The sequence below is a fragment of the Flavobacterium soyae genome, assembly GCF_045348165.1.
In the GTDB taxonomy this organism is placed as follows: domain Bacteria; phylum Bacteroidota; class Bacteroidia; order Flavobacteriales; family Flavobacteriaceae; genus Flavobacterium; species Flavobacterium soyae.
Genome location: NZ_CP150845.1, coordinates 4,574,146 through 4,592,497, shown reverse-complemented (window position 1 = coordinate 4,592,497; position 18,352 = coordinate 4,574,146). Strand labels below are relative to the sequence as shown.

Genomic DNA, 18,352 nt, shown 5'->3' with positions numbered 1-18,352 from the left:
ACAAGCTGATTTATATTTAAATATTGATTTTATTGGGCTTGCCATAATAATCAGATAATTATTATTAAAAATCTAATAAAAATAATATAACAAAATATGTTAAATTTGTTAAATAATTTATTTATAAGTATTTTAAGATTAAAATTTATATAAATTTGAATATAAATATTGTTAATATTTTGTAAAGACCCCTGATTTATCAACTTGTTTAAACAACCAAAAAGAACTATTATTATGAAGAAAATTAAATCAATTTTAGCGTTGTCATTTATAGCGCTAGCCGTATTGTCCTGTAATAAAGAAGAAGAAGCAGGTCAATCAAATCAAGAATCTCTTAAAGTAACACAAGATGTGTTAAATAAAATAGATGCACTTGCACTAAATAACAAAGATGTTCAAGTGATTAAAAACACTAAGTTAGATGGCACCACTGAGGATGCGTTCCTGGTAGAAGGTGACATTATAGTGACAGAAGAACAATTAAATAAAATGGATCTTCACGGAGGTATTACTACAGAACAATACCGCACTACTAATTTAGTATCTGCCCCAAGAACTATTAAAGTTGTTGGATTAACAGGCACTGGTACAACAGCTCTTAGTACAGTTATGCGTAATGGATTGACAGCTGCAATAAACAGATATAATAATTTAGGATTGTCTATTAACTTTACACTTACTTTTAGTTCAAGTACTTCAGGTGCAAACATTGTTGTCCGGAGACAAACCGGATCTGCCGGCGGGGTAGCAGGTTTCCCTTCAGGAGGGGCACCTTATAATTCAGTTACATTATATTCCGGGTTAGATTCTTACTCAACAAACGTAAATGCACACGTAGCCGCACACGAAATTGGACACTGTATTGGTTTACGCCATACAGACTATTTCAGCCGTCAGAGCTGTGGTCAGAACTCAAATGAAGGAGCAGCCGGTGTTGGAGCAATTCATATCCCGGGTACACCTACAGGGTATGATTCAACTTCTTATATGAGAGCATGTTTCACTTCAAGTGAGACTGGAGCTTTCAATACTAATGATGTTACAGCTCTGAATTATTTATATTAGAAATTAGAAGTTGAATTAGAGTTCTCTTTACAAAATATAAGAGGCTGTTTCACAATTTGTGAAGCAGCCTCTATTTTATTGGGTATTTCGCCCTAAATAGCGTATTATTTTTTAATTAATAAGATTTCTTGACTGCCGCCTATATATCTGTTCGTATTTGACCTAGTATTTAACTTAACTGATATTTGACAGTTATATTTTCATTTTTAATAATTAAAGGTTAATAAATAATTTAATAGTTAGTAAATAATAGATAGCGATAATTATTTAGAAGACTTTTACAATTCTCGAAATCGTTATCAAAGAACACGTAAAAAAACATTTTTATTTACGCATAGTTCATACAAATTGTCCAGAACTTGGAATTGCTGTTATATTTTATTGAAATAACATTAAAATACAACATCTATGCTATTAACTGCGTCAAATGTACTATTCAGTTTTTTCATATAAACTTACTTTTATCAGTAATAATTTTGCTGTTGATTTCGAACTAATATCCTCCAAATGTGTATTGTAAAAATTACTGTATAGAGGGGCTGCTCTTCAGTTTATAAACAATCTGGATTATATAAAAGAAATTAAAAGCCAACAATTATTACAATTAAATACTAACATCTAAACCAAAAAATTATGAAAAAATTAAACATGATTACATTAATGCTAACATGTGTTTTAGGGTTTTCTTCGTGCGTTGAAAATTCTGAAACAGAAAAAATGACGGATAATATAAGTACTAATGGAAGTACTAGTAAAGTAGCGGGAGCTCCCTGGATAAAACAATTCGAAGATACATTTAATGTAGGCTCCTCACTTTCAAAATGGACAAAGGTACAGCGTACGGATTACAACTCCAGATATTGTGACTACAATAGTTCTGTGCCTTCAATACAATCAAGAGATGGAAGAGGCTGTCTGGAAATTAAAACTACAAAGCTGAGTGCCACTAAATACCAATCGGGATTTATTAAGTCTGTTTATCAATATAAACCTGAAAATAACACCGAATATATGCTGTCTGCCAATATTAAATTATTAGCAATGGATGGAGCTAATTACAGATCATTTACAGATACTTATGGAGCCTGGCCCGCTTTCTGGACTGTTCAGGAAAATGGATGGCCTACACATGGAGAAATTGATATTATGGAAGGATATTCTTTTGCGCCAAATGCATCTCGTTTTACATCGAATCTTTTTTATGGTACTGCTGTGGGTGCGAACCAATTAGGAAACGCAGCAGAGCGACAATATCCCGGTGGATTTAATATAAACGGAAACAATGGATGGCACTTATATGAATGTTTTTGGAGAATGAAAGATAATGTGGTGACGGTAACTATAAAGGTCGATAATACAACAGTTTCTACATATACTAACAGCAGCGTATCTAATCTTAATTTAAATAAATTTGAGAATCATAATATAATTTTCAACTTGAATGTAGGTTCAAATGATTCAAATTTTATAAACCCTAATAAAATTAATTTGTTTACAACTGTTATGATGTGGGTAGATGATGTTACGGTATATAAGAAGCCGATATAATAAGAAAGTAAAATAGGCATAAAAAAACACCGCTTTTTCAAGTGGTGTTTTTTGTTTCTAGTAGATTCTTAGTAAAAAAAAAGAGACTGTCTCAAAGGTCAAGACAGCTCTTTTACTATAATTATTTGTTTGTTTTTAAAGCAAACTTAACTTGTTTCTGCAAATGAAATGTTCCTACGGAACAAAGAATATAACTTGTTATTTTTTGATTTCGGGTTTCATTCCATTAGGAATGTTTCATAGGTAGAAAAAATAGAGGTCATCCACATTTACGTTCCGTAGGAACGTTTGATTTTGACATCGTTTTTTAATAATCTGGTATATCAAACTAAACGATGATAATAATATAATTTCTACCTATGAAATGTTCCTACGGAACAAAGAAACGTGTAAAATAAATAGGGGCTGCTCTGACTTTTGAGACAGCCTCTTTTTAAAATTTAATCTAAACCTTCAAGGAATCCGGTATGCGAACTTTTGATTGCAAAATTTGAATCATACAGTAATGGCCAGTCATTTCCTGGGTGGCCCAGTTCAGCGTTAAATGGAATCCATGATTCATTATCCTTCATTCCCCAAATTGTTAAGGCATATTTATTTGCTGTCGGAAGCGCATTATAAATTTTCACCATTTCTTTGTATTTTTCTTTTTGGGCTAATCTTCTTTCGTTTGTAAAACTAGAAATATCATTAAATTGATTTACTTGTATATCTAATTCTGAAACGTGAATTTTCAAACCTCTTGACACAGCTTTGTTAAGATCTGCTTCTATTTGAGCTTTGGTTGGGCTTAAATAAGTGTTGTGCATTTGGAAACCAATACCATCAATTACATTGCCTGCTTTTAAATCATCGACAAGGCTAAAAACTTTATTTTGTTTTGCAGTATTGGCTGAGGTAGCATAATCATTGTAGAATAATAATAATGATGTGTCGCCAGCTGCATTTGCAGCGTCTCTTGCCCATTGAAAACAGTCTTTTACATAATTAGGGCCCATTCGCTGTAGAAAAATAGTATTTCTCATAGCGCCGCTGTCATCTACCGCTTCGTTAACCACATCCCAGGATTTTACTTTTCCTGCATAATGGGTAACAACAGCCGTGATGTATTTTTTTACTTCTGCAGCAAATTCGGCATCAGTACCAGAAAAATCTTTTAACCACTGTGGCACTGCATTATGCCATACTAAAGCATGACCATGAACATTAATACCATTATCATTTCCGTACGCCACAATTTTATCAGCTACAGTCCAGTCGTAAACTCCGCTTGCTGTAGAAATTTTATCCATTTTCATTTCGTATTCGGCAGAAATACTGCTGAATTCATTTTTCAAAATGATATCATAAGGACTTCCATTCGTTAATTGCGAAGCTTTTATAGACATACCTATAAAAAATGGGCTGGCTAGTTTATTTGCTTTTACCTTTAAAAAAGCAGGGTCTTCAGGAATACCGCTTGAACCTGTTGTTACAACACTAATTACATTTGAATAACCTGAAATTTCTGTTTCATTTTTGGCTCTTACTCGGTAATAATATTGTGTTCCTCCGGTTAAACCTGCTACGACTTCATTTAAATCAGTAACTTCTTTTGCATTGTAATTTGAGATAAAAGTGGTGAAATCTGCGCTGGTTGAAACATCTAAAAGATAGCTTTTTGAATTGGAAACATAATTCCATTTTGCTTTAAAACCATTATCATTTACATCTTTTGGAGCGTTTGCAATTGGGGTTTCTAAAGTATCAGCAGCTTCGTTATCGTCTTTTGAGCAGGCATTTAAAAGGAAGACGAAGCAGGTCAGCATTAGTAAAAATTTAATTTTCATACTGTTTTTTATTATAGAATATTCTTTTAGAGAGAATATCCTTATTTATAGTTATTTATTTGGTTTACTTTTTATAAAAGAGGCTGTTTTTGATTACAACCTCTTTTTTTAAGTTTGAATACAAAGCCAATCAATTATTGGTAACGAATTTTAATATTATCGTATTTTATTACACTTGGATTAGGAGTATCATTTTGAATAACGCCAATTTTGATTTCATTTATTTTAGAAACATCTAATGTAACTGCTGAATTTGACCCATAACCATAATTATCTTTAAAATCGGCTATTGAAATTGTTTTGGTCGCCCAGTTTACATCGGTGATTTTAAAATTATAGGCATAGTCTTTACCATCAATAGTATTTAATTGAATGGCAAATTGTGCCCCTGCAACATTCGCACTTATATCAATATCTATATAAGTTTTTTTAGCATCTGTATTACCTGCGCTTAAGAAACTGCTTCCTCCTCCGGCGCTGCTTCCGTTGTAGCCATTTGCGGTAGCACCAGACCAGGTAAATGTTGCATAATTGCCTGTTGGCCCGCCAGCAGTATTTGCATCAAAAGAAGCGACATCACCATAAGAGAACCAATCTTTTCTTACGCCATTTCCGTCAAAATCAGATACAAGAACGATCGTAGCAAAATTTATTGTTTTTTTTGCGTCACCTCCGGGTGTAGTAATCACAAGTTCTGATCCTGAAACTGCATCTGATGGTAAACCGATAATAATCGAAGAAGACGATTTTACAGTATAACTTAACGCTTTTCCTCCTAAAGTTACCGATGAAATATTATAAAACCAAGTACCCTCAATTTCCAGAGGAAATCCCGGAGTTGCTACAGCCGGAATTGTTTTTGTAATCGTTGGAACAGGCTGTAAAATTTCAATATTTTTAGTCAGCGTACCAGATGCGGTTACAAATGTAATAGGCTGTACCCCAAATCTGCTTCCTAGTTTTTCATCAAAAGGAATCGTGAAAATAAAAGATTTATCTGAGTTATAGTTTGGATTGAAACTGATGTTAATTTTATTATCCAGTGTAATCTTTTTTAATCCCTCTAAACCTTTGCCTTCAACTCTGACTTTATTTAATGGAAAGGCCTGATTAAGTAAATCTCCGGGTTCAGCAACCATGGCATCTACGTTTGCAGTAACCGCATCGTCATTTTGGCAAGCTGTAAATGAAGCCAATGCGAAAAGAATTAGAATTCTATATTTTATTTTATTGATCATAATATAAGTTAGTTAAAGTTAAAAGGAACCGGAGGTTCTAATAATGATGGATTAGTATCAATAGCAGACTGCGGTAATGGCAGTTCAAAATAATTACTTCCCGGAGTTATTTTTCTGGAAACCAGATCTGTTCTGGCATCATCAGAATAAAAACCAACTTCCTGCTGTGAAATAATTGCTGTTGCTTCGGCCAGACCTCGGCGTTTTAAATCAAAGAAATATTGTCCTTCAAGAGCAAACTCAACTCTTCTTTCATTAAAAAGGTCGTCTCTTGTTAATACAGTTTTAGTAGGTAATCCTGCTCTTGATCTTACTTGATTGAAAGTACTTAAAGCAGCTGGGGAAGTAGTTGAACCGGCTCCGGCCAAAATCGCCTCAGAATTCATTAATAAAATATCAGAATATCTTAATATGATGGTGTTTTGTGAAGTTTTCATAAAAAATACATCGTTTCTTTCAGCAGCAGAACCTACAATGTATTTTCTAAAATTAGCCGCTGTAGAAGAGTATATTTTTTTATAAAGAAAACCACCATTATCTTTTAACAATTCAGGGTAAAAGTCACCATCGGTCATAATAGTACTCTTTTTTCTGGTATCGTTTGGTTCAAAACCATTTTGTAATGAAATAGAAGGAAGGTAAACTCCCCATCCGTCACCACCGCCTGTAATTCCTGTACCTGCGGGAACTATATAAGCCTGATTTGTATTTTGTGTTCCCCATTCTGTTGCAATAGCTTTCCATTGTAAAGCAAACATACTCTCTGCACTGTTGTTATTTTCCGGACTGCTGAACAAGTTTCCATAATCCTTAATTAAAGTATATTGGTTTCCAATAATTTTCTGGGTTAAAGCGGCACATTCTCCATATTCATTTAAAGTCAAATGTACTTTTGCAAGAATACCCATAGCCACATATTTAGTAACGTACCCCTTCTTTGCTGCTTTTTCAGGTAAATTTGCGACAGCATATTCTAAATCTTGTTTGATGAATTTATAAACATCTGAAATAAGATTTCTTTTTGGCTGTGCTGCAGAACCTGCTTTATTAATAATAGGCACAGCTCCAAAAGTTCTTACCAGATAGAAATAAGCATTTGCTCTCATGAATCTTGATATTGCAATAGCATTTTTATAGGATGCTTCAGGCAGTTCGCTTTTTCGGGCTTCTACTAAACTCATTAAATTATTAGATTGATCGACAACCGAAAATAACGAAACGTATCCTTCTGTAAGGATTGGGTTTTGTGAGGTTACCTGAGCATCTTTAAACTGCGCATAAGCACCGTCAAATGTAAAAGCGTTGCCGGCATACATATCGCCTACAGCAATCAGGAATTTATCGTTAAAAGTAAACCACGGTTTAAAGTACAAACTCTCAGCAATTCCGTCAAAAGCTGTAACCCCTTCAGGTAAATCAGCTGGTGTTAACTGATTTTCAGATGGCGCATCTAAAAAATCATCTGAACAAGAAAATAAAGACAGCAATGGTATCAGCATTCCCATCATAAAAAGTTTAAAAAGTTTTTTCATAACTATTTTTTTATGTTAATGAGTATGAATCATTAAGTTAAATATGTTTTTTATCAATCTTAGAATTCTAAATTTACTCCTACTGAAGTTGTTCTTGGCACAGGATAACGTCCTAAATCAATACCACTTAGTGTTATATTTTGATCTAAATTTCCAAGGGCAGGGTCAAAACCGCTATATTTTGTAAACGTGTATAAATTTTGAACGTTTACATACAATCTTACTTTAGATATAAAAGAGTTATCGAATATCTTGTTTGGTAAATCGTAGCTCAAAGAAACGTTTTGAATTCTTAAATAAGAACCATCTTCAACGAATCTATTCGAAATTCTACCGTTACCATTTGGGTCATTAAGCGTAATTCTCGGCACATCAGTATTTTCGTTTACCCCAGGTTCAAAAGCCTGCAGTGCCTGAGTGCTGACATTTCCAAATCTATCGCCAAATCCCGGGTAAATCCCATCAGTATAATGGCGTGTAAAGTTGTAAATCTGATTACCTTGACTACCTGTCAAAACAACTGATAAATTAAAGTTTTTGTATTTAAAGTTATTGGTGAATGAATAAGTAAAATCAGGAATTGCACTTCCTATGGCAGTTTGGTCTTTACTATCAATTTTTCCATCGTTGTTAAGGTCTTTAAAACGAATATCCCCAATTCCTGTTCCAGTTTCCTGAACTGGCCCTGCGGCTAATTCTGCAGCATTTTTAAACAAACCATCTGTTACATATCCATAAAATTGCCCTACCGGCTGTCCTTCAGTAGTTTTGGTAACGTTATATAAATCGAATTGTACTTTTCCTAATAAAGATTTGCCCTGACCTTGAAAACTAGTCAGCTCATTATTGTATTTTGAAAAAATAATCGTGCTGTCCCATGTAAAATTATCAGTAACGATATTTCTTGTATTTAATGTAAGCTCGATTCCTTTTGTTACAATTTCACCAGTATTCAGGTAATAATTAAGTGCACTTTGATTCGATTCGTCATTGATTTGTTTAGTAAGGAAATCTGATGAATTTTTAATATAATAATCAAAATCTAATTTTACTCTGTTGTTAAGTGTTGCCAATTCAAAACCAGCATTGAAAGATTTAAGAGATTCCCATTTAATATCAGGGTTTCCTAAATTGTCAATTGTTGGAGAAACACCTCCAAAAGGAGATGCAAGCAATGATAAAATAGTCTGATATCTGTTTGCCGGAATATTTTGATTTCCTACCAAACCGTAACCTGCTCTAAATTTTAAGTAATTTATGCTGTTTGATAAAGGCTGAAAGAACTCTTCATTACTAACTGTCCAACCTCCGGAGAATGAAGGGAAATAACCCCATTTGTTATTAGGCCCAAAGTTTGATGAAGCATCGGCTCTTAAAGAAGCAGAGAAAGAATACCTGTCAGAAAAACTGTAATTTAACCTCGTAATATAAGATGACATTGACCATCTTCCAGAACCATTTCCGTTCAGTGCAGTATCAATATCTCCTATGTTTAAGTTTGTAAAATCTTTATTTAAAAAGGTACCAGTTCTGTAACCGCTTAAATATTCATAACGGCTTTCCTGCGCTTCCTGACCTAATAAGAAAGTAAAATTGTGATTATCGTTTATTGTTTTATTATAAGTCAAATAATTTTTAATATTCCAATAATAGCTTTGATCCTGCTGTTTGAATGATTTGTTTAAAGTTTCAGTTACACTTCCTAAAGTGTATTTAGGTACAAAAGTGGCACTTTTTGAAAAATTCAAATCATACCCTAATTCTGTTCTAAAAACCAATCCTTTGATCAGCGTAAAATCAGCAAATAAATTACCATTAATTTTAAATCTTTCTGTAGTAGAATTGTTGTATTCTGCCAAAGCAATTGGATTAGTTGCTTCATTTGCCGAAGATCCTAAACCACTAGTCGGCCCTGCATAAGAACCATCAGGAAACCTAACCGGTAATTCTGGAGATTGTCTTAATGCGTTCATAACTAAACCGCCTCTGTCATCGTTTCTTACTACTTGCTGAGATGTTTTACTTACTGATAAGCTGTTACCAATTTTCAGCCATGATTTTACATTAGAATCAACATTTAATCGCATCGATAATCTGTTGAAATCTGAATTTAAAACAATTCCTTCCTGATCAAAATAATTTAAAGAGGTGTAAAAACGTGTTCCTTCTTTTTCACCAGAGAATGAAAGCTGATGATTATACATTGTAGCTGTTCTAAAAAGTTCATCCTGCCAGTTTGTTCCATTTCCTAATAAATTAGGTTTTTGATATTGATAAGGAACAGGTTCACCATTTAATTTGAAAATTTTTGCCTGATAAGCTGCATACTGAGGTAAGTTTAAAACATCAACTGTATTGGTTACTTGTTGTGTACCTAAATACGTTTCGTATGCAAATTTTGATTTTCCTTTTTTTCCTTTTTTGGTTGTAATTAAAACAACACCATTTGCACCATTCGAACCATAAATTGCAGTAGCAGACGCATCTTTTAAGATGTCAATAGTTTCAATATCTGAAATATTTAAACCAGACAAAGCAGAATTTTTAGTTTGTCCGCTTCCTCCGCCTAATGCGCTGAATGAAAATGAATCGTTGTTTTTATCTGCAAAAACCGGCGTTCCGTCAATAACATATAAAGGCTCATTACCATTAATAGAGGTAATTCCTCTAATCTGTACCGAAATTCCACCTCCCGGCGTACCTGAATTTTGGGTAACGTTTACCCCTGCGGCTTTACCTACAAGAGCCTGATCGATAGAGACAAAGGGCTTGTCCTGAATTTCAGAGGCTTTAATAGAAGAAACCGCTCCATTGATATCTTTTCTTTTGGAAGTTCCGTATCCTATAACCACTACTTCATTTAATTTCTCCAGGTCATTTACCATAGTAACCTGCATAACAGATTTTGTATCTGCCGGCAGTGATAAATTTCTATATCCTACATAACTAAAAAGCAGGATAGCTTTTGATTCTACATTGTTTAAAACGAAGCTGCCGTCAAAATCGGTAACTGTTCCGTTTTTTGTTCCTTGTACTATTACACTAACACCCGGCAGGTTGGCTCCGCCTGATGTTACTTTACCTTTAACAGTTTGAGCGAAGAAAAAATTCCCCCACATACATACTATTAAACACAATAGTTTTTTTAATGTTCTTTTCTGCATAAAATTTGGTTGTTAGTTTACTTGAAATAATTAGTTAATCGCTAAGTTTTAGAAAAACATTTAAAATTTTGATCTTTTGCCGGTTGATTATTTTGAGTTTTGACAAGAGAACTTTTTTCTTAAATTTTTCTTAACGAAAGTAAATTGTAGAGATGTTGTATTATAGAACAGATGATGCATATTGTGCAACAGATGATGCAAAAAAAACTTCTGAATCCCTGTTATCAGTAAAATAAGCTTCTAATGCATTAAAAACAGGTACTGAGCTATTGCTAAAATTTTTGCTTAAAAAATATTGTTTATTTAAAAAACAGCAGTAATATTTTTTATATGTTGATTTTTATTTGAAGTTTAAAGCTGCGATTTTTGAAAAAATTGACTGACAAAAAAAGAGCTTCAGTTTTAAACCGAAGCTCTTTACTAATTAATGATTACCCGTTGGGTGTAATTCATATATTTTTATTCAACACATAGAGACATAGATTTTTCTACTAAGAAAGAGCTTAAAAAGAAACTCGTTTCTAACACATAGCCAACTATGTTAAACAAGTGAAACGCCTTTTTTAAGCATTCTAAATCTATGTTTCTATGTGTTAAATTAATTTCACCCAACGGGTTAATTATTGTCTTTTTTAAATTGTTTTTGTATAGTTTATTCTTTTGTCTTTTTTTCCTGATTAGGTAAATGACCGTATTTAACTTTATAACATTTGGCAAAATAGGAGGGAGAAGTAAACCCAACTTTATAGCTTATTTCGTTAATATTATTGTTGCCTTGTTCAATAAGCTGTTTTGCTTTCTCTAATCGTACATTTCTAATAAACTCGTTAACAGAAATGCCTGTTAATGTTTTTATTTTTCGATACAGCTGACTTCTGCTCAGGAAGATTTTAGAAGACAAAAGTTCTACAGTCAATTCTGGTTCGCTGATATTTTCATTAATAAAATGCAGGATTTTTTGAATGAAATCATTATCCAGCGACGTTGTTTTTTCTTTTCCTTGTTTTGTAATGCCGCTGTAAAATTTCTTAAACATGATCTGTCTGCTTGTAATAAGCTGTGCCAGGCTTGATTTTAGAATATCCAGTTCAAATGGTTTGCTCAAATACATATCTGCACCAGAATCGATACCTTCTAATCTGTCTTTTACCATTGCTTTTGCCGAAAGCATCAGTAACGGAATGTGACTTGTTTTTAAATCTCCTTTTATGTTTTTACACAACTGCAGTCCATCCATAACCGGCATAATAACATCTGTAATTATTAAATCCGGTAATTTTTGCACCGCAAGTTCGTAGCCCTTTTTACCATTTTCGGCTGTAATAACTTTGTAGGTTTTACTCAGTTCCTCTTTTAAATAACCTCTTAATTCAGGATTGTCTTCGACAATCAAAACTGTATAAGGTTTTGCAGTTTTTTCTGCAGGGTTGTCGATGGCTTCATCCGTAAAATCATCTTCATTGGTTTGATTATCAGCAGTGTCAAATAAAAATTGATTTTTGTTTTTTTCTGTTTTAAAAATCTCATCTATTATTTCACTTTTTTTATAAAAAGACCTGCCTAAAGGAAATGTTACCTTAAATTTTGTGCCTTCTCCAACTTCACTTTCCACTTCAATTTTTCCTTTATGCAGCTCAATAAATTCTTTGACAACCTCTAAACCAATTCCGGTGCTGCCGTAATAATCTTTATTTACATTATTGACCTGGTAGAACCGGTCAAAAATTCTGTTTAAATCTTTTTTACGAATTCCTGAACCTGTATCTGTAATTGTTATTGAAAACGAAGGAACTTTTTCTCCATTAATTATCAATGCATTATCTGTATCTGATGTATCTATAGAAATAGTTATAGAACCATTATCCGGCGTAAATTTAAATGCGTTTGAAATAATATTAAAGAGTATTTTTTCAAGCATTTTAGGATCCAGCCAGTCTTCAAGTTCATCAAGTGATGACTCAAAATTAACTTTAATGTTTCGGGCAGCGGCTTCTTCATCAAAATAGCCAATGATTCCTTCTGTAAAGGCTACGACTTCAATGTTCTTCGCCTGAAGCGAAATTTTATTAAACTCTAATTTATTAAAATCCATAAGCTCATTAATAAGCCTGGAAAGCCTGTCAGAGCTTTTGTGTACAATTTTTAATTTATTATGTATTTCTGGAGACAATTTTTTGCTTCTTAAAATATCTTCTAGCGGATTAATAATCAGCGTTAATGGTGTCCTGAATTCATGCGAGATATTGGTAAAAAACTGTAATTTTTTATTGTTTAATTTCTCTAACTGAATGGTTTTTTCTTTTTCTAAAATAATGGCCTGCTTCGCTTTAAAACGATTTTGATAAATCTTATTAATATATCTAATTAGAAAAATTAAAATAGTGACGTAGATTAAATAAGCCCAAAAGGTTTTCCACCACGGGGGAAGAATTTTTATTTTTAGTTCTAATTGGTTATTGCTCCAGGAACCATCTGCATTGGCCGATTTTACTTTAAAAGTATAATTGCCCGGCGCAAGATTTGTATAGGTTGCTGTTCTGTTATTTCCGGCATAATTCCAGTCTTTTTCAAAACCTTCGAGATAATAGGCGTATTGATTTTTTTTAGAATAATTATAGTTAATTCCCACATATTCAATCGTAAAAACCGATTGTGTGTAGTTAAGCGTAATTTCTTTAGTCTGCGAAATTACTTTGGTTAAAGGCGAAGCCTCTTCATTTGGTTTTACGGATCGATTGAATAATTTAAAATCACTGAAATACAAGCGTGGTGCTTTTTCGGCTTTTTTAATTTCGTTAGGATTAAAATAATTTACGCCTTCATAACCGCCAAAATACAACTCTCCGTTTCCATCTTTAAAGACGGCATTATTATTAAAATCGTTATCAATAAGACCATCATCTTTATTAAAATTGGTGCTTTTCTTATTTTTAAAATCCAGTTTTGTTAAACCAGATCCGCCGCTTACCCATAATGAACCGTTATTGTCTGAAATTATGGCACGAACAGATTTTTCTTTAAAACCCGGAAAATCATCATAATTAGAAAATACCTTATTTTTTTTATTATAACTAAATAATCCCTGCCCGTCAGTTCCTATCCATATCGTTTTATCATTAGATTCATAAATGGATAAAATAGTTTGAATACTATTGTGTTTATTTATGCCGCTAAACATTGCATCGCGCATTTTTGCCACTTTAAAGCCGGATTCGTCTTTTAAACTTACCTGATATAATCCTAAGATTGTTCCTACCCACAATACATTATCTGAGTCTACAAAAACTTTACGGATAAAAGCATTGTCTAAAGCATTATCTGAAAAAGGTTTAGAGTCGCAATGCACAAATGTGCTGCTTTTATTATCAAAATAATGCAGCCCTTTTATAAAAGTTCCAATCCAGATTCGGCCTTTTGAATCTTCCGAAAAACTAAAAATTCGATTCGATTTTAATCCTGTAGTATTTGTAGTATTGTAGTTTATGAATCGGGTAGTGCCATTTTTTAAAAAATAGATTCCTCGATCCCAGCTTCCTATCCAGATATTTTGTTTACTGTCTACAAATATGGTCTGAATGTCAAAAGCATCTAAACCAGAGTAATAGTTTTGATTATTTTGATTAACGTGAATGTAACTTTTATTCGTAAGATTATAAATGTCGAGTCCGCCGCCTTCATTACTTATTAATAAATTTCCCTTTTTATCTTTTATAACTGAAGTTACATGACTAGTCTGCAAAGAATTATCATTATTTACAAGTGATTCAAGAGAATTGAATTTGTTATTAGGTTTATCAAAAACACCAAGTCCTTTATTAAAATATCCTAACCAGAGCCGTTTTTCTTTGTCTTCGTATAACGACCAAACGGAATTAGATTTTAAACTAAAATTATCGTATTTACTGTGCAGGTATTTTCGAAGGACTTGTCCTTTATAATTTACAACCAGTAATCCGTCATTTTCTGTACCGCATACGATGTAATCCAGATTGCTTTGTACGATCGATAAGATTTTGTTTTTGGTAATAGTGTATTTTTCAAATTGATAATTATCAGTTTCGGGTTTAATTTTTATCAGACCGTTTTCAGTCGTTCCCATCCACAGATATCCAAATTTATCAATAACAAGGCTTTCTATATCGTCCAGCAAAGGTTCTCTTTTAAATTTGTCTTTGTAAACCTGTTTAACTTTTCCGTTTAAATCGATCTCTAAAAGACCATAACTGGTTCCTAAATAAATAATTCCCTGCTTATTTTTTACCGAAGATTTTATTAGAAAATTAGGTTTGTCCAACACCTTTGAGTGAACCAGCGAAGCTTTTAAAGTCTTTATATTAAGTTTGAATAATCCAAAACCATAAGCCCCTAAGAATAAATTGCCGTTATTGTCTTCAATAATTGTTTTTACGGTAATGGGTTCACTATATCCTTTTGTAATTACATCCTCAATATTGATTTTTGTAAAATTATCTAAATCTCTGTTGTACAAACACAATCCTTCATCTGTACCTACCCATAAATTATTATTAGAATCAATAAAAGTGGTGTAAATAAAGTTGCTGTTTACAGATCCGGGTTTTTTATCGTATTTATATCCAAAATAATTTACCCCGTCATATCGATACAAACCAGCACCGTTTGTGCCTATCCAGATAAAACCATTGTTATCCTGATTAATAGAAGAAACAGCTCTTTTTGTGGTAGTTTCCTGTATGCTTCTAAATTGGTAACTGTCAAATTTTCCTTGAGAAAACAGGCAGTTGATAAGTGAAAAGAAGCATAAAAGAATATATTTGATATTTTTCATTTACATTTTAATGTTATTATTATCAATTTTCATTGAAAATAAAATGGGTAATTGATTCTTTTTGAGAATATTTGAAGCAATATTAATAAAAGTAAATAAAACACTTAATTTTTTTTGTCCAAATTTGGCATATTGCCAAAATCCTGAGTACAATTAATAACCTTATAAGGAATTATCGTACTCAGGATATAAAATTGTAAAAAAAAATATATTAACCTGCTGGAGTAGTTTTTTTAACACATAGAAACATAGCTTTTGTTTACTTAAAAAAAGGTGTTTCACTTAGTTTTAATACACATAGCTATGTGTGAGAAACGAGTTTCTTTTTAACTTCTTTCCTCACAAATAATAAACCTATGTTTCTATGTGTTTAATTTTTTTTCTTGAAATACTTTATTTTAGCTCAAACTTAGTCGTAAGTCCTTCATTTGAATTCCAGCCCACCATAACATTGAATATGCCCGGTTCTACTAAAAATTTGCCATCGTTGTCATAAAAACCTATTTCCTTATCTGTTAAGGTAAAATGTACTGTTTTTGTTTCTCCTTTTTTTAATTCGATAAGCTCAAAACCTTTTAATTCTTTAACAGGCCTTACAATACTTGCAGCGGGATCATTTATATACAATTGAACGATTTCTTTTCCGTCAAAGTTTCCTGTGTTGGTAACGTCAACAGAAATTTCAATTTTTTCTCCTTTTTGAAAAGAAGGTTTTGCTATTTTTAAATTTTTATAGGCAAAAGAAGTATAGCTTAATCCGTAGCCAAAAGGATATAAAGGTGTTTTTTCTACATCTGAATAATGTGACCAAAAAACATTTTGGTCTTTATCAGTCGGCCTTCCGGTATTATACAAATTGTAATAAATAGGACATTGGCCTACATTTCTTGGAAAAGACATTGGCAGTTTACCACTTGGGTTATAATCTCCATATAAAACCTGTGCAACTGCATTTCCGGTTTGGGTTCCTAACTGCCACGCTTCGACAATAGCAGGAATATGCTCTGCTGCCCAAGGGAACGTTAACGGACGCCCATTATTTAAAACCAAGACAATATTAGAATTTACTTTATAAACTTCCTCTAACAATTGCTGTTGATTTCCCGGTAAGCTTAATTCAGTTCTGCTGCGGGCTTCACCGCTTTGAAAACCAATTTCACCCAAAACTATAACGACAACTTCGGCATTTTTTGCAGCTGTTTTTGCAGCTTCAAATCCAGAAAAATCAGTTGTATTAACTTTTACTTCGTCTAAAAATGATTGTTTGTTTACAGCGACATCCGTTCCTTTTTCATAAACTAATGAGTTGTCTTTATATTGCTGCATTCCTTCCAAAACTGATACTGCGGTATTGTCTTCGGCAGCAATTCTCCAGCTTCCCAGCGGACTGTTTTTATCATTTGCCAAAGCACCAATTAAAGCGATTTTAGTACCTGTTTTTTTCAAAGGCAGAAGATTTTTATCATTCTTCAGCAAAACAATAGATTTTTTGGCCATGTCCAGAACGTCATCATTATTTGCTTTACTGCCAATGTTTGCTTTTTCACGAGCTTCATCACAATATTTATAAGGGTTGTCAAACAAACCTAATTCAAATTTTACGCGAAGAATTCTGCGTACAGCATCATCAATCACACTTTCTTTGAGCAACCCTTTTTTTACTAATTGAACTAATTCAGTCACATATACATTTGATTCCATATCCATGTCAGAACCTGCTATGGCTGCTTTTTTAGCTGCATCGGCTGCATTAGCCGCGTAACCATGTGTAATCATTTCGCCTATAGAAGCCCAGTCTGAAACAACAAAGCCTTTAAATCCCCAGGCTCCTTTTAAAATATCTCTCTGCAAAAAACTGTTTCCGGTTGCAGGAACTCCATTTAGAGTATTAAACGAATTCATAAAAGTACGAATCCCTGCATCGACAGCTGCTTTAAAAGGCGGTAATACCGTATTGTATAGCTTTGAATTACTCATATCAACGCTGTTATATTCTCGGCCAGCTTCTACAAAGCCATAAGCAGCAAAATGCTTCGCGCAAGCTATAACTGAGGTATTGTCGAAATTTTCACCCTGAAAACCTTTAACTCTTGCCGCAGCAATTTTGCTTCCCAAATAAGGATCTTCGCCAGCGCCTTCCATAACTCTTCCCCATCGTGCATCATTGACTATATCAACATTTGGTGCAAAAGTCCAGTTCAATCCAGAAGCAGAGGCTTCAAGAGCAGCCACTCGTGCCGAATTTTTAATGGCTTCTAAATCCCAGCTTGCGGCTTCTGCCAATGGAATAGGGCTGAGGGTTTTGTAACCGTGTATTACATCAAAACCAAAAATTAACGGAATCCCAAGACGGGTTTCCTCAACAGCGATTTTTTGTACTGCTCTAATTTCTTTAACACCTCTTACGGTCAGCATAGAGCCTACCCATCCTTTTTTTATATTGTTGTATTTTTCTTCATTAGAACCAGATTCCGGTTTTGGCCCGGTGACATCCCATGAACCGTTGTATTGATTCATTTGTCCAACCTTTTCTTCTAATGTCATTTCTTTCATCAAAAGTGTAATGCGGTCTTCTATTGGTTTACTGGTACCAAGATGTTTTTTTGTTTGGGCGTAACCGCTTCCATAAACGATCAGCAGTAAAAATGCATATCTTTTAATTTGTTTTTTCATCATTGTGTTTTTGGTTTTATACTAGATAGTTTTTCAATACAAGCTTGTAAAAGTAGTTTTGGAAGTAATAATTAGAATAGTAGATTTGAAGCATTATATGATAGAAATGATGTATTTGTAATCTTTACAAGAGATAAAAACAAAAAATAGCAAAATCGAGACTGATTTTGTATTTAATGTTTTCACTTACTTTAAATAAAAAATAGAGCAGTAATAAGTAGAATGCATTTTGATATTTTAATTTCCGGAGTATTTTATAACAACCGATTGTTTAATTGATTTTTTATTGAATTTGTTGTTTTGGCTGATATTGCTTTCTATTTTTAAAATGCACGAATTTTAAATAAATTATACGAAATAACTTATTTAAAAATATTTTTTTATTTATTTTTTCTCAATTTTTATGTTTTTCAGTACATTTTGTTTTTTTACTAAAATTTTTAAAGGATCATTTTATATTTGATAATGAAGCGTCTTTTGGGAAATACTTTTTTTA

At 32.9% G+C, this 18,352-nt stretch carries 8 protein-coding genes; 2 read left to right on the top strand and 6 right to left on the bottom strand.

Going from position 1 to position 18,352, the window contains the following annotated elements; genetic code table 11:
• Positions 1 to 234 precede the first annotated feature (234 nt).
• Entirely contained in the window at positions 235 to 1,065 is an 831-nt protein-coding gene (locus tag AABD74_RS19015) for a M57 family metalloprotease (protein WP_406843952.1), read from the top strand.
• 633 nt (positions 1,066 to 1,698) lie between these two features.
• Complete coding sequence (locus tag AABD74_RS19010; protein WP_406843951.1) at positions 1,699 to 2,613, top strand: glycoside hydrolase; 915 nt, start codon at positions 1,699 to 1,701, stop codon at positions 2,611 to 2,613.
• Between the two features lie 440 nt (positions 2,614 to 3,053).
• Here AABD74_RS19010 and AABD74_RS19005 read toward each other — a convergent pair whose 3' ends face one another.
• The 6 genes from AABD74_RS19005 to bglX form a co-directional block, all read right to left on the bottom strand.
• Complete coding sequence (locus AABD74_RS19005; RefSeq protein ID WP_406843950.1) at positions 3,054 to 4,442, bottom strand: endo-1,4-beta-xylanase; 1,389 nt, start codon at positions 4,440 to 4,442, stop codon at positions 3,054 to 3,056.
• Between the two features lie 134 nt (positions 4,443 to 4,576).
• A complete protein-coding gene (locus AABD74_RS19000; protein WP_232680221.1) occupies positions 4,577 to 5,680 on the bottom strand; it encodes a hypothetical protein in 1,104 nt (367 codons plus the stop codon).
• Positions 5,681 to 5,688: 8 nt separating this feature from the next.
• Complete coding sequence (locus tag AABD74_RS18995; RefSeq protein ID WP_406843949.1) at positions 5,689 to 7,212, bottom strand: RagB/SusD family nutrient uptake outer membrane protein; 1,524 nt, start codon at positions 7,210 to 7,212, stop codon at positions 5,689 to 5,691.
• A gap of 59 nt (positions 7,213 to 7,271) precedes the next feature.
• Positions 7,272 to 10,376 carry a SusC/RagA family TonB-linked outer membrane protein gene (locus tag AABD74_RS18990; RefSeq protein ID WP_406843948.1) on the bottom strand — a complete coding sequence of 1,035 codons (3,105 nt, stop codon included), beginning with the start codon at positions 10,374 to 10,376 and terminating at the stop codon, positions 7,272 to 7,274.
• Between the two features lie 652 nt (positions 10,377 to 11,028).
• Complete coding sequence (locus AABD74_RS18985) at positions 11,029 to 15,183, bottom strand: two-component regulator propeller domain-containing protein (RefSeq protein ID WP_406843947.1); 4,155 nt, start codon at positions 15,181 to 15,183, stop codon at positions 11,029 to 11,031.
• Positions 15,184 to 15,576: 393 nt separating this feature from the next.
• Entirely contained in the window at positions 15,577 to 17,856 is a 2,280-nt protein-coding gene (bglX, locus tag AABD74_RS18980; RefSeq protein ID WP_406845646.1) for a beta-glucosidase BglX, read from the bottom strand.
• Positions 17,857 to 18,352: the final 496 nt, after the last annotated feature.

What these genes read in the sequence shown, in the direction of transcription:
- AABD74_RS19015 (WP_406843952.1), top strand. Translation starts at nt 235, where the DNA reads ATGAAGAAAATTAAATCAATTTTAGCGTTGTCATTTATAGCGCTAGCC.
- AABD74_RS19010 (WP_406843951.1), top strand. Translation starts at nt 1,699, where the DNA reads ATGAAAAAATTAAACATGATTACATTAATGCTAACATGTGTTTTAGGG.
- AABD74_RS19005 (WP_406843950.1), bottom strand. Translation starts at nt 4,442, where the DNA reads ATGAAAATTAAATTTTTACTAATGCTGACCTGCTTCGTCTTCCTTTTA.
- AABD74_RS19000 (WP_232680221.1), bottom strand. Translation starts at nt 5,680, where the DNA reads ATGATCAATAAAATAAAATATAGAATTCTAATTCTTTTCGCATTGGCT.
- AABD74_RS18995 (WP_406843949.1), bottom strand. Translation starts at nt 7,212, where the DNA reads ATGAAAAAACTTTTTAAACTTTTTATGATGGGAATGCTGATACCATTG.
- AABD74_RS18990 (WP_406843948.1), bottom strand. Translation starts at nt 10,376, where the DNA reads ATGCAGAAAAGAACATTAAAAAAACTATTGTGTTTAATAGTATGTATG.
- AABD74_RS18985 (WP_406843947.1), bottom strand. Translation starts at nt 15,183, where the DNA reads ATGAAAAATATCAAATATATTCTTTTATGCTTCTTTTCACTTATCAAC.
- bglX (WP_406845646.1), bottom strand. Translation starts at nt 17,856, where the DNA reads ATGAAAAAACAAATTAAAAGATATGCATTTTTACTGCTGATCGTTTAT.